Source organism: Lacisediminimonas sp. (genome assembly GCF_030645335.1).
GTDB lineage: Bacteria > Pseudomonadota > Gammaproteobacteria > Burkholderiales > Burkholderiaceae_D > Lacisediminimonas.
Genome location: NZ_JAUSNH010000079.1, coordinates 1 through 12266, shown reverse-complemented (window position 1 = coordinate 12266; position 12266 = coordinate 1). Strand labels below are relative to the sequence as shown.

General features: G+C 60.2%; 13 protein-coding genes, 1 tRNA gene and 1 pseudogene. 1 reads left to right on the top strand and 14 read right to left on the bottom strand.

What is annotated here, in order from left to right; all coding sequences use genetic code 11:
- The 9 genes and pseudogenes from Q7T64_RS05775 to rpsO all read right to left on the bottom strand — a co-directional run.
- Window positions 1-204 (bottom strand): annotated as a pseudogene (locus Q7T64_RS05775) (NADH-quinone oxidoreductase subunit C); the annotation flags it as partial.
- A 20-nt stretch (window positions 205-224) separates the two neighbouring features.
- The gene (locus Q7T64_RS05770; protein ID WP_194164361.1) at window positions 225-701 is read right to left on the bottom strand and encodes an NADH-quinone oxidoreductase subunit B family protein; all 477 of its coding nucleotides are present in this window, start codon (window positions 699-701) and stop codon (window positions 225-227) included.
- A 3-nt stretch (window positions 702-704) separates the two neighbouring features.
- On the bottom strand, window positions 705-1064 hold the full coding sequence (locus tag Q7T64_RS05765) for an NADH-quinone oxidoreductase subunit A (RefSeq protein ID WP_304792647.1): 360 nt from the start codon (window positions 1062-1064) through the stop codon (window positions 705-707).
- Window positions 1065-1194: 130 nt separating this feature from the next.
- A tRNA-Leu gene (locus Q7T64_RS05760) sits at window positions 1195-1279 on the bottom strand.
- Between the two features lie 85 nt (window positions 1280-1364).
- Complete coding sequence (secG, locus tag Q7T64_RS05755; protein ID WP_304792644.1) at window positions 1365-1781, bottom strand: preprotein translocase subunit SecG; 417 nt, start codon at window positions 1779-1781, stop codon at window positions 1365-1367.
- Between the two features lie 40 nt (window positions 1782-1821).
- Entirely contained in the window at window positions 1822-2568 is a 747-nt protein-coding gene (tpiA, locus tag Q7T64_RS05750) for a triose-phosphate isomerase (protein WP_304792641.1), read from the bottom strand.
- Window positions 2569-2663: 95 nt separating this feature from the next.
- A complete protein-coding gene (locus tag Q7T64_RS05745; RefSeq protein ID WP_304792638.1) occupies window positions 2664-3644 on the bottom strand; it encodes an NAD(P)H-quinone oxidoreductase in 981 nt (326 codons plus the stop codon).
- A gap of 236 nt (window positions 3645-3880) precedes the next feature.
- On the bottom strand, window positions 3881-6004 hold the full coding sequence (gene pnp / locus Q7T64_RS05740; RefSeq protein WP_304792634.1) for a polyribonucleotide nucleotidyltransferase: 2124 nt from the start codon (window positions 6002-6004) through the stop codon (window positions 3881-3883).
- 267 nt (window positions 6005-6271) lie between these two features.
- Window positions 6272-6541 (bottom strand): 30S ribosomal protein S15, encoded by a 270-nt coding sequence (gene rpsO / locus Q7T64_RS05735; RefSeq protein ID WP_304792631.1) that lies wholly within the window; start codon window positions 6539-6541, stop codon window positions 6272-6274.
- 174 nt (window positions 6542-6715) lie between these two features.
- On the opposite strand from rpsO, the gene Q7T64_RS05730 reads away from it, so the two are divergent.
- Window positions 6716-7198 (top strand): hypothetical protein, encoded by a 483-nt coding sequence (locus Q7T64_RS05730; RefSeq protein ID WP_304792628.1) that lies wholly within the window; start codon window positions 6716-6718, stop codon window positions 7196-7198.
- A gap of 135 nt (window positions 7199-7333) precedes the next feature.
- On the opposite strand, the gene Q7T64_RS05725 is transcribed toward Q7T64_RS05730, so the two are convergent.
- From Q7T64_RS05725 to ilvC, 5 genes are all read right to left on the bottom strand, one after another.
- A complete protein-coding gene (locus Q7T64_RS05725) occupies window positions 7334-8875 on the bottom strand; it encodes a 2-isopropylmalate synthase (protein ID WP_304792625.1) in 1542 nt (513 codons plus the stop codon).
- Between the two features lie 358 nt (window positions 8876-9233).
- A complete protein-coding gene (gene pssA, locus Q7T64_RS05720; protein ID WP_304792622.1) occupies window positions 9234-10085 on the bottom strand; it encodes a CDP-diacylglycerol--serine O-phosphatidyltransferase in 852 nt (283 codons plus the stop codon).
- Between the two features lie 29 nt (window positions 10086-10114).
- Window positions 10115-10756 (bottom strand): phosphatidylserine decarboxylase, encoded by a 642-nt coding sequence (locus tag Q7T64_RS05715; protein WP_304792651.1) that lies wholly within the window; start codon window positions 10754-10756, stop codon window positions 10115-10117.
- A 96-nt stretch (window positions 10757-10852) separates the two neighbouring features.
- Window positions 10853-11599 (bottom strand): SIMPL domain-containing protein, encoded by a 747-nt coding sequence (locus tag Q7T64_RS05710; RefSeq protein WP_304792618.1) that lies wholly within the window; start codon window positions 11597-11599, stop codon window positions 10853-10855.
- Between the two features lie 93 nt (window positions 11600-11692).
- Window positions 11693-12266 (bottom strand): ketol-acid reductoisomerase (gene ilvC, locus Q7T64_RS05705; protein ID WP_304792615.1); only part of this gene is annotated, 574 nt, incomplete at its 5' end.

Here is a 12266-nt window from a genome sequence, read left to right as displayed (position 1 = left end):
GTAGGTCGAATAGTCGACGCCGCACAGGTCGATCAGCTGCTCAAAGCGCAGGTCGGCGTGGTCGCGCAGCACGCGCATCGCAGCCAGTGAATTCGACGCCTTGACGACGATCGTGATCTCGCCCAGTGCGACGGTCAGTTCCTGGAGATGGTCGCCCAGCGCGTTGCGAAGGGCGGCTTCCAGCGTTTCGAGTTTGGTGGTCATGGTCGTTGGCAGCGTGGCTTTCAGCGCGCGATGGTGTTGGTGCGCTTGATCTTGTTCTGCAGCTGCATGATCCCGTACAGCAGGGCTTCTGCAGTGGGCGGGCAGCCCGGCACGTAAATGTCGACCGGCACGATGCGATCGCAACCGCGCACCACCGAGTAGGAGTAGTGGTAGTAGCCGCCGCCGTTGGCGCAGGAACCCATCGAGATGACCCAGCGCGGCTCCGCCATCTGGTCATACACCTTGCGCAGCGCCGGCGCCATCTTGTTGCACAGCGTTCCGGCTACGATCATCACGTCGGACTGGCGTGGCGAGGGACGGAACACGACGCCGAAACGGTCCATGTCGTAGCGAGCCGCACCGGCGTGCATCATCTCGACCGCGCAGCAGGCCAGGCCGAATGTCATTGGCCACATGGATCCGGTGCGGGTCCAGTTGATCAGCTTGTCAGCAGTAGTGGTGACAAACCCTTCGTTCAATACGCCTTCAATAGACATGGCTCATTCCCAATCAAGGGCACCTTTCTTCCAGATGTACCAAAATCCGATCACGAACTCGACGATGAAGATCATCATCGCCACGAAGCCTTGCCAGCCGAGTTCCCGCGAGGCCACCGCCCAGGGGAAGAAGAAAGCAGTCTCCAGATCGAACAGGATGAAAAGGATCGCTACGAGATAGTAGCGGACGTCGAACTTCATGCGTGCATCTTCGAACGCCTCGAATCCGCACTCGTAGGGGGACAGCTTGGCGGCATCCGGCTTGTGCGGTGCAATCAGGCGGCCGAGCACCTGTGGCGCGACACCGACGCCTATGCCAACCATGATGAACAGCAGTACGGGGAGGTAGTCTTCGAGATTCACGGCAGTTCCGTATTTGGGTAATGGGGTTCGTTGCGCAATACAACACAGATACACAATATTGCGACCACAACTCCTTCGGCAAAAAGCCAGCCAGGGACCCTCCCTTGCTGGCTTTTATGTTCCAGATTCTTGGTGCCGACGGCGAGACTCGAACTCGCACAGCTTGCGCCACTACCCCCTCAAGATAGCGTGTCTACCAATTTCACCACGTCGGCATTAACCCCGAATTTTAACCGGTTTTGGCACCCTGTTTCAACGAACAATTGCGCTAAAACAATCGAGAACGTCGATAGCGGGCGATTATTTCGGAATTTGCCCTGATTGTCCCGGCGCAGCCGGTGCCGGGCTGCCTGGTACTGGCGAATTTACCGCCGGCGCTGAAGCCGCCGGCGCACTCGGCGCACCCGGAACCGGCACGCTTGGCGTCGGTATGCTATTGGCCGGAAGCTTGTCCATCACACCACCCGTGCCAGCAGCAGGACGATTGCCGAGGAAGGCCAGCCCCAGGGTGGCAATGAAAAATATGGTGGCGGCAAGTCCTGTAATCTTGGACAGGAAGTTCGATGAGCCGGTTGCGCCAAACAGGCTGCCGGACGCGCCCGAACCAAAGGCTGCGCCCATGTCGGCGCCCTTGCCATGCTGCAGCAGGACCAGGCCGATGATGGCCAGCGCGGACACTACCTGGACGACGACGATCACGGTGTTGATTGAATTCATTGTTTGATTCCAGAGTCAGGGGTAAGCAGGCAAGCCGTGTTCAGCATGCCCGGATAATTGCAAGAAAGTCAGTCGCCTTCAGCGACGCGCCACCGATCAGCCCGCCGTCGATATCCGGCATGGCCAGCAACTCGGCTGCGTTGTCGGGCTTCATGCTGCCGCCGTAAAGCACAGGCACCACCTCCGCAGCAGCCACGCTGCGTTCCTTCAAAAGCATGCGCAACAGCGCGTGCACCTGCTGCGCCATTTCCGGCGTGGCGGTCTTGCCGGTGCCAATTGCCCATACCGGCTCATAGGCGACCACGATGCGCGTCAATTGCTCGGGCTCAAGCGTTGCCAGCACCGTATCGAGTTGCCGGGTCACTGTCGACTCGGTCTGGCCCTGCTCGCGCTGCTGCAGGGTTTCACCGACGCAAACAATCGGAATCAGTCCGGCGGACACTGCCCTGGCTGCCTTGGCGGCGACGGTTTCATCGGATTCGCCATGATAGCTGCGACGTTCAGAATGTCCGACGATCACGTAACGGCTGCCAAAATCAAGCAGCATGCCGGCTGAGACTTCGCCGGTGAATGCGCCGGACTCATGCACCGACAAATCCTGTGCGCCCCAGCGGGCCGGCGAACCGGCAAGTGCGTCGCGGCATTGCGCGAGATAAGGTGCCGGCACGCAAACAGCGACATCGCAGTGCGCCTCGCCGATGCCGGAACGGATACCCGTCAGGAGCACCGCGTTGGCCGCGAGGTTCCCGTTCATTTTCCAGTTCCCGGCAATGAGCTTGCGACGCATTGGTCCACCGTTTTTTCGAATAACCAGCGATTTTATCCCGGCAGGGTTAACCGGTCAAACTAAGGGCGCAGGAAATTCCGCGCGCCCAATGCCCTTTATTGCACTTTCAGCATGATTTTGCCGACGTGCGTGCTACTTTCCATCAGCGCATGGGCGGCAGATGCCTGCTCAAGCGGGAAGGTCTTGTAGATCACCGGCTTGATGCGTCCCGACTCCAGCATTGGCCAGGCGTGCTGCAACAGCTTCTTGCCAATGGCGGCCTTGAAAGCAACCGGACGGGGACGCAGCGTGGATCCGGTAATGGTCAGCCGCCGGCGCAGTACATGGCCAAGGTCCACTTGCGCCTTGGATCCGCCCAACAAGGCGATCAGGACGATGCGGCCGTCATCAGCCAGGCAGCGTATCTCGCGATTGATGTACTCCCCGCCGACCATATCAAGGATGACGTCGACGCCACGGCCATTGGTCGCCGCTTTCAGCAATTCCGAAAAATCTTCTGTCTTGTAGTTGATGCCGCGCTCGGCGCCGAGGCTTTCGCAGGCGCGGCACTTTTCGTCGCTGCCCGCTGTGGCAAACACGCGGTGCCCCATGGCCGAAACCAACTGGATGGCGGTCACGCCAATACCCGAGGTGCCGCCTTGCACGAGGAATACTTCGCCCTCGGCCAGTGCGCCACGATCGAACACGTTGCTCCAGACGGTAAAGAAAGTCTCGGGCAGCGATGCTGCTTCCACTGCATCGAGTCCCTTTGGCACCGGCAGGCATTGTTCCAGCGGTGCTGTGCAGTACTCGGCATAGCCACCGCCCTGTACCAGCGCGCACACCATGTCGCCCTTGCGCAGGCCGCTTCCGGACAGGTCGCCATCGACGATCTCTCCGGACACTTCGAGTCCCGGCAAGTCGGATGCGCCGGGGGGCACCGGATAGTTGCCGGTACGCTGGAAAACATCCGGACGATTCACGCCAGCGGCGTGGACCTTGATCAATACCTCGCCCGCCTTCAGCACCGGCATCGGGCGCTCGCAAATCTGCAAGACTTCAGGGCCGCCCGGCTGAACGATTTCTATTGCACGCATGACGCGTCCTTTCATATGAGGAATGGCAGCATTGTAAGCGCACGGCGGGATTGTGGCTGATGCGGCATGCACAAGAACGAGCAAGTCCAGTCGCGAACCTGGCAAAAAGACCGCGAGTACGACAAGACCCGATTCCGAATACGGCCACTGTTGGCCAAAAAAAAGCTCCCGTCAAAAAACGGGAGCTTTTTCACCTCGGCCCACAGCCCCGGAGGGCCAGGCGCCGGGAGGTCCGGTCAGCTTGCCGGTTGTTCCGCTGCGTCCGCCATGGCTGCCTTCATCGACAGCTTCAAACGGCCGCGGTCGTCGGTCTCGATAACCTTGACGCGGACTTGCTGGCCTTCTTTCAGATAGTCAGAAACGGCGTTGACGCGCTCGTTGGCGATCTGGCTGATGTGGAGCAAGCCGTCCTTGCCAGGAATGACCTGGACGATGGCGCCAAAATCCAGCAGCTTGAGTACGGTGCCTTCGTAGACCTTGCCCACGTCAACCGACGCGGTCAGCTCTTCGATACGGCGCTTGGCTTCCTGGCCGGCAGCGGCATCCACCGATGCAATGGTGACGATACCGTCGTCGGAGATATCGATCTGCGTGCCGGTTTCTTCGGTCAGTGCACGGATCACTGCGCCCCCCTTGCCGATCACGTCGCGGATTTTTTCCGGATTGATCTTCACGGTAATCAGGCGCGGTGCAAAGCTCGACAGTTCGGCCTTGCGGCTTGGCACTGCTTCCTGCATTTTTGCCAGGATATGCAGGCGGCCTTCCTTGGCCTGCGCCAGCGCGACCTGCATGATTTCCTTGGTGATGCCCTGGATCTTGATATCCATTTGCAAGGCAGTGATGCCGTTGGAAGTGCCAGCCACCTTGAAGTCCATATCGCCCAGGTGATCTTCGTCACCCAGGATGTCGGACAGCACGGCGAAACGGTTGCCTTCCTTGATCAGGCCCATGGCGATACCGGCGACGTGCGACTTCATCGGCACGCCAGCGTCCATCAGCGCCAGACAGCCGCCGCAGACCGACGCCATCGACGACGAGCCATTGGATTCGGTGATTTCCGACACCAGGCGCACCGAGTAGCTGAACTCGTCAGCAGCAGGCAGCGCCGCGATCAGCGCGCGCTTGGCGAGCCGTCCGTGGCCGATTTCACGCCGCTTTGGCGTACCGACGCGACCGGTCTCGCCAGTGGCGAACGGAGGCATGTTGTAGTGAAGCATGAAGCGGTCGCTGTACTCGCCCATCAGCGCATCGATCTTTTGCTCGTCGCGAGCGGTGCCCAATGTGGCCACGACCAGCGCCTGGGTTTCACCACGGGTGAACAGTGCCGAGCCGTGGGTGCGTGGCAACACGCCCGTACGAATCGAAAACGGGCGCACGGTGCGGGTGTCGCGGCCGTCGATACGTGGTTCGCCTTCGAGGATCTGCGAACGGACGATCTTGGCTTCCAGGTCGAACATGATGTTGCCGACTTCGGAGCTGTCTGCCGACGGCGTGCCGTTGGCAGATGCGTGTGCGGCCAGGCCGGCGCCAACTGCTGCCGACACTTCCTTCAAGCGCGCCGTACGGGCCTGCTTGTCCTTGACTTGATATGCCTCGCGCAGCTTGGCTTCAGCCAGTTCAGTGACTTGTGCAATCAGCGCTTCATTCTTGGCTGCCGGCGCCCACACGATCTCGGGCTTGCCGCCGTCACGTACCAGTTCGTGGATCGCGTCGATCACGGCCTTCATCTGCTCGTGGCCAAAAACCACGGCGCCCAGCATGACTTCTTCGGACAGTTCGCTGGCTTCGGACTCCACCATCAGTACGGCTTGCTCGGTTCCGGCAACGACCAGGTTGAGCTGCGACTGCGCCAATTGGCTGACGGTCGGGTTCAATACATATTGGCCGTCGATAAAGCCCACGCGTGCTGCGCCGATCGGGCCGTTGAACGGGATGCCGGCCACGCACAGCGCTGCCGACGTACCGATCATGGCAGCCATGTCGGGATCGATTTCCGGGTTGACGGACAGAACGTGCACGATGACCTGCACTTCGTTCATGTAGCCTTCAGGGAACAAGGGACGGATCGGACGATCGATCAGGCGGGAGGTCAGGGTTTCCTTCTCGGAAGGACGGCCTTCACGCTTGAAGAAGCCGCCCGGGATGCGTCCGGCAGCATAGGTTTTTTCAACATAGTCCACCGTCAGGGGGAAAAAATCCTGGCCGGGTTTGGCATCCTTGCGCGCGACCACGGTAGCGAGCACGACGGTGTCTTCGATCGAGACTAAGACCGCTCCGGATGCCTGGCGGGCGATTTCGCCCGTTTCCAGCGTGACCTGATGCTGGCCATACTGGAAGGTTTTGGTAACTTTATTGAACACTGGGCTTCCTTTCTATTTTGCCGACAGAATTTCAGGCGCTGTCGTTCACCTCACCACGGAAGCGCCCCGCTATGGAGCAGGCAACACGCTTCTTACTGCATTTATTGCGTTTATTGCGTTATTGCTTTTTGCTGCTTTTCATTACTGTTACACCGCTAGCCAGGCACACCAACCGGGCTTGAAAACACAAATTGCCCGCATCAGGATTCTGACGCAGGCAATTCAAACGTTTTGCGAAGCAGGTCAATGGATTGACTGCGTGCGCAATTACTTACGCAGGCCCAACCTTTCGATCAGCGCGCGGTAGCGGGTAGCATCCTTGCGCTTCAGGTAAGCCAACAAGCTCTTGCGGCGGTTCACCATCATGATCAGTCCGCGACGGGAGTGGTGATCCTTGGAGTGTGCCTTGAAGTGCGAGTTGAGCTCATTGATGCGGGCTGTCAGCAGTGCCACCTGAACTTCGGGAGAACCCGTATCATTCGTGCCACGTGCATGATCCGCTATGATTGTTGCTTTGCTGCTTTTTTCCATCGTCATGTTAAAACCCTTTCACATGCGGTACGCGGAGAAATTGACGAAACCCCGACGCACCGTGAACAACAATAATAAACTCTGGCAAATGACCAGACCGCGCAGTATAGCGGAAATCCCCGCCGATTCAAAGACTTGGAATTACCTGGAGGAATGAAGGTGCACCCAATACGCTATTTGATGACGGCAGCAACACTGTTGATTGCCAGCGGTTGCGCCATGCTGGCGCCCCCTTCGGTTTCACCCGGCGAAAGCGAAACCGCCATCGTCGCCCGCATGGGCAGGCCAAGCGGCGTCTACCAGGATGGTGCGGACCGCTTGCTGGAATACCGGACCAACCCGGGCGGACAACAGACCTGGATGGTCAGGCTTGATGCATCCGGGCGCGCCAGGTCCATCGAGCAAGTCCTGACTTCTGAAAAGTTCGCCACGCTGCGCATCAACCAGGATCGTCGGGAAGACGTGCTGCGCAAGGTCGGCGCGCCTTATGAGAGGTCCTACCTGTCGATACCGGAGCTCGATGTCTGGACCTACATGTACAAGGAAAACGGCGTCTGGGACAGGTTGATGCACATCCACTTCGACCGCAACGGTACGCTCAAAATGTTGATGAATGCGCGCGATTACATGCGTGATCCCGATCCGGGCGGCTTCGGCCCCTAGCCATCGGGCGGGTATCGAGCCGATCCGGAAAGGGTCAGCCGGCCGATACAAGGCTGCACCAGGCCTGCCGGATAAACCGACCGGGCCCGGAACGGGGCCTCCCCCAGCCCCGTATATCGAACCCGGCGCCGCTGCCTACAACTGCGGATTCAACTTGTCGTTTTTCGATTGCAGCTTGTTGAGCGCCGACAGATAAGCCTTCGCCGACGCCACGACGATATCGAGATCGGCGCCGACGCCATTGACGATCCGGCCCGCCTTGGACAGCCGCATCGTCACCTCGCCTTGCGACTGGGTGCCGGTGGTGATCGCGTTCACCGAGAACAGCAGCAACTCCACCTGGCTGGCCGCTTTCGATTCGATGGCGTTGACGATGGCGTCGACCGGGCCATTGCCCTCCCCTTCGCAGGTCACTTCCTTGCCGCCCATCGAGAATGTGATCCGTGCGCTCGGCTTTTCGCCGGTCTCGGAATGCTGGGACAGCGACACGAAGCGGTAGTATTCATTGCCCTGGGCATGCTCCTCGTCCGACACCAGCGCCAGGATATCCTCATCGAAGATATCGGACTTGCGATCGGCCAGTTCCTTGAAGCGCATGAAGGCGGCGTTCACTTCGGCCTCGGAACCGAGCGTGACATTGAGCTCTTCGAGCCGCTGCTTGAACGCATTGCGTCCGGAGAGCTTGCCCAGCACGATCTTGTTGGCCGACCAGCCGACATCCTCGGCGCGCATGATTTCGTAGGTGTCGCGCGCCTTCAACACGCCATCCTGGTGGATGCCCGAGGCGTGGGCAAATGCATTGGCGCCCACCACTGCCTTGTTTGGCTGGACGGCAAAACCGGTGATCTGCGAAACCAGCCTGGATGCCGGCACGATTTGCGTGGCGTCGATATTCAGGCTCAGGTTGTAGTAGTCCTTGCGGGTGCGGATCGCCATCACGATTTCTTCCAGCGCGGTATTGCCGGCGCGCTCGCCAAGTCCGTTGATGGTGCACTCTACCTGCCGCGCGCCGCCGATCATCACGCCAGCCAGCGAATTCGCCGCGGCCAGGCCGAGGTCGTTATGGCAATGCACCGACCAGATTGCCTTGTCCGAATTGGGTATGCGCTCACGCAGTGAACGGATCATGTTGCCGTACAGCTCAGGCACGCCATAGCCGACCGTGTCAGGCACATTGATGGTGGTGGCGCCCTCTGCAATCACGGCTTCCAGCACGCGGCACAGGAAATCGGGATCCGAGCGGCTCGCGTCTTCCGGGCTGAACTCGATGTCGTCGGTGAACTGGCGCGCAAAGCGCACCGCCAGCTTGGCTTGCTCATGCACCTGGTCGGGCGTCATGCGCAGCTTCTTTTCCATATGCAGTGCCGAAGTAGCGAGGAATGTGTGGATGCGCTTGCGCGCCGCCGGCGCCAGCGCTTCGGCGGCACGGGCGATGTCCTTGTCATTGGCGCGCGACAATGAGCACACGGTCGAGTCCTTGATCAATCCGGCGATAGCGCGGATTGATTCGAAGTCCCCTTGCGAGGCGGCTGCAAAACCGGCTTCGATCACGTCCACGCCCAGTCGCTCGAGCTGCTTGGCGATGCGGATTTTCTCCTCGCGCGTCATGGATGCACCGGGTGACTGTTCGCCATCCCTCAAGGTGGTGTCGAAAATGATCAATTTATCTGCGGCCATGCTGGGCTCCTGGGTAGATTCTGAAAAATCGGAAAATCGTCGTTGAATGGATTTTGGCCTGCCCTTGCTTGATTCAGCATGAGCGCGGCATTACACGAATTGGGGGGATTTGGAGTCTGCGCGTTAACGCAGTAGGCCTGGCAGTAGCAACAGGTCTGGCGACGACAGCAAGACGGACGATGGCAGCGAGGCAGCCGAAACCGACAGCCCGGCTGGCGGGCTGCTGCTCAACTGCGAAGAAATCGGAAAAAGTCTGCGTGACATGAAAAAACTATAAGCGTAAATCGAAATTTGCGCAACCACTCAATCCCGCTGCAAAATCCCGCCCGTCAATCCCATCCGACACCCAGGCTCGCCGTCAGTCCCGGCCATCGCCTGTTTCCACGATACTGACAGGCTTGCCCTTTGCCAGCCGCCAGAAATAGACCGCATAACCCGACAAGCCGTACAGCACGAACAAGCCGAACAGCACCGTGGGCGGATCGCTGGCCACCGCAACGAAAATCAGCACGATGACGAAAACCGCGATGAACGGCACCGATTTCCGATAGTTCACGTCCTTGAAACTGTAAAAAGGAACGTTGGTCACCATGGTCAGGCCGGCATACAGCGTGACCGCCCATGCAAACCAGCTCAAGTCAGTGCCCTTGAATCGCAGGTCATCCATCAGCCAGATGAAGCCAGCCACCATCGCAGCCGCGGCAGGGCTGGGCAAGCCCTGGAAATAACGCTTGTCGACCACGCCCATGTTGGTATTGAAGCGGGCCAGGCGCAGCGCCGCACCGGCGCAATAGACAAAGGCAGCCAGCCATCCCAGCTTGCCCAGTCCGCGCAAGGACCATTCGTAGACGATCAGCGCCGGCGCAGCACCGAAAGACACCATATCGGCCAGGCTGTCGTATTCGGCGCCGAACGCGCTCTGGGTGTTGGTCAGCCGCGCGACCCGGCCGTCGACGCCGTCGAGGACCATTGCCGCAAAAATGGCAATCGCTGCCTGGTCGAACTTCAGGTTCATCGCCATCACGATCGCAAAAAAACCGCAGAACAGTCCCGCTGTCGTGAAGGCATTTGGCAGCAGGTAGATACTGCGGCTGCGCAGAGTCGCCGGGCGCGATTCGGCCGGGTCCAGCGAGGGCCGGCGCAGCGAGTGCTTGAAGGCGCGAGCAGCCGGCGTGCCGGCCTTGGCTTTGCGACGGTTGAACGATGACATGGTGATTTTTTCGATGTGCTAAAGCAGGTTCAGAACCGGGCCAGCACGGTTTCGGTGGCCGACACCTTGTCGCCGACTGTCACCGCCGGCACGGCGCCGGGCGGCAGGTAAATATCGACCCGTGAGCCAAAGCGGATAAAGCCATAACGCTGGCCGCGTTTGAGCACCTCGCCCGGCTTCACATAGCAAAGGATGCGGCGCGCGATCAGGCCGGCCACCTGCACGCAGGTAACCGTCTGTCCGCTGGCTGCGGTGATCACCAGGGCATTGCGTTCATTTTCGATCGAGGCCTTGTCGAGATCGGCGTTGACGAACTTGCCGGGGAAATACTGCACGCTCTCGATTTTGCCATCGACCGGCGCCCGGTTCGAGTGGACGTTGAACACATTCATGAAAACGCTGATTTTCAGCGCCTCCCGGTTTGCATACGGGTCCTGGGTCATTTCGACCACGACAATACGGCCATCCGCCGGCGAAATCACGATGCCGGCTTCGGCCGGCACGCGGCGCGGCGGATCGCGGAAAAACTGCAGCACGAAGACGGCGATCACCCAGAACGGCAAAGACCATGCGCCGGCAAAAATGGTGACGGCAATGGCCGCAGCCAGGGTCAGGCCGACATAAGGCCAACCTTCGCGGGCAATGATGGGATGAGGGTAGTGGTTCAATATTTCTCCAATGAATCGGGCAATCGCCCTGGCACGCCCGCTATTCTAGACGAGCGCTGCGCAAAATTGATGCTTCGGCGCGAACGCCAGCGGGAATCGTCAGCGAAACCGGAAGCGTGCGACCACGCGCATCTGCAAGGTGGTCTCGCCCGGCTCGAAGCTTGGCTCCTCTACCTGGGCGGTGGACGCGGCACGCATCGTCATCTTTGGCGCCGCACTCTCCGGGGCATAGTTTCCCGATCCTTCGAAGTCGATCGTGTCCAGCACGGCGTCGCCCGGCGAGCGGCCCATTGCGCGGGCAATATACTCGATCCGCTCACGCAGGTTGACATAGGCCGCCGCGATGCGCTGCTCATCGAGCTTGCGGCGGGCATTGTCGGACAGGCCGAAATTCAGGTTGCTGATGGCCAGGACGGTCTGCGCGCTGGCGACCATGGCGGGCAAGGCGACCAGGTCGAGCGTTGTCACGTCGAGATACTGGCCGACGCGCCAGCCGACCAGTTGTCGCGGGCGTGACTGGGTCTGCTGTGGCGTGCGCGGCTGCTCGTCGGCATAGACCGGAAAGCTGTAATAGCCACGGGTCTGCAATTTTGCCGATCGGTCATGTTGCCGCACCAGTTCGGTTCCGCGCTTCATTTTCGCATTCACACGGGACGCCGCCTGTGCCTTGTCCTTGTCCTGTTCTTCGATCATCAGGACCAGCCGTGCTTCATTGTTGGCTTGCTTGACTTCGCCGTAGGCCGGCACCACCACCAGCGTACCGCTGCCCTGCACTGCGGCCTGCGCCAGGGCCAGCGAGGAAAAGAAGACCAGGAAGGCCTGGACGACAAGGTGCTTCGGGTTCATGGCTGCCTCTCGAAAAAAAAGGGGGCACGAATGCCCCCTGTTGCACCACGTACCGGCTTTGGCAATCGCCACCGATACGTGCGGCTGCACCGGTCAGTTCTTGGACTGGTCGACCAGCTTGTTCTTCGCAATCCACGGCATCATCGCGCGCAGCTTGCTGCCGACCTGCTCGATTTCGTGCTCGGCATTGAGCCGGCGGCGCGAAATCAGCGTAGGAGCGCCGGCCCGGTTCTCCAGGATGAAGCTCTTGGCGTATTCCCCGGTCTGGATGTTCTTCAGGGCTTCGCGCATCGCCTTCCTGGTCTCGTCGTTGACGATCTTCGGGCCCGTCAGGTACTCGCCGTACTCGGCGTTGTTCGAGATCGAGTAGTTCATGTTCGCAATGCCGCCTTCATAGATCAGGTCGACGATCAGCTTCAATTCGTGCAGGCATTCGAAGTAAGCCATGTCCGGCGCGTAGCCGGCTTCCACCAGCGTCTCGAAACCGGCCTTGATCAACTCGACCGCACCGCCGCACAGGACCGCTTGCTCGCCGAACAGGTCGGTTTCGGTCTCTTCCTTGAACGTGGTTTCGATCACGCCGGCGCGCGCGCCGCCGATCGCCGCCGCGTAGGACAGCGCCAGATCGCGCGCCTTCCTGCTCGGGTTCTGGTGCACGGCGATCAGC

Bases quoted from the DNA above. Each gene is read 5' to 3' on its own strand.
- Q7T64_RS05770 (WP_194164361.1), bottom strand. From the start codon at position 701: ATGTCTATTGAAGGCGTATTGAACGAAGGGTTTGTCACCACTACTGCT.
- secG (WP_304792644.1), bottom strand. From the start codon at position 1,781: ATGAATTCAATCAACACCGTGATCGTCGTCGTCCAGGTAGTGTCCGCG.
- tpiA (WP_304792641.1), bottom strand. From the start codon at position 2,568: ATGCGTCGCAAGCTCATTGCCGGGAACTGGAAAATGAACGGGAACCTC.
- Q7T64_RS05745 (WP_304792638.1), bottom strand. From the start codon at position 3,644: ATGCGTGCAATAGAAATCGTTCAGCCGGGCGGCCCTGAAGTCTTGCAG.
- rpsO (WP_304792631.1), bottom strand. From the start codon at position 6,541: ATGACGATGGAAAAAAGCAGCAAAGCAACAATCATAGCGGATCATGCA.
- Q7T64_RS05730 (WP_304792628.1), top strand. From the start codon at position 6,716: ATGACGGCAGCAACACTGTTGATTGCCAGCGGTTGCGCCATGCTGGCG.
- Q7T64_RS05725 (WP_304792625.1), bottom strand. From the start codon at position 8,875: ATGGCCGCAGATAAATTGATCATTTTCGACACCACCTTGAGGGATGGC.
- pssA (WP_304792622.1), bottom strand. From the start codon at position 10,085: ATGTCATCGTTCAACCGTCGCAAAGCCAAGGCCGGCACGCCGGCTGCT.
- Q7T64_RS05710 (WP_304792618.1), bottom strand. From the start codon at position 11,599: ATGAACCCGAAGCACCTTGTCGTCCAGGCCTTCCTGGTCTTCTTTTCC.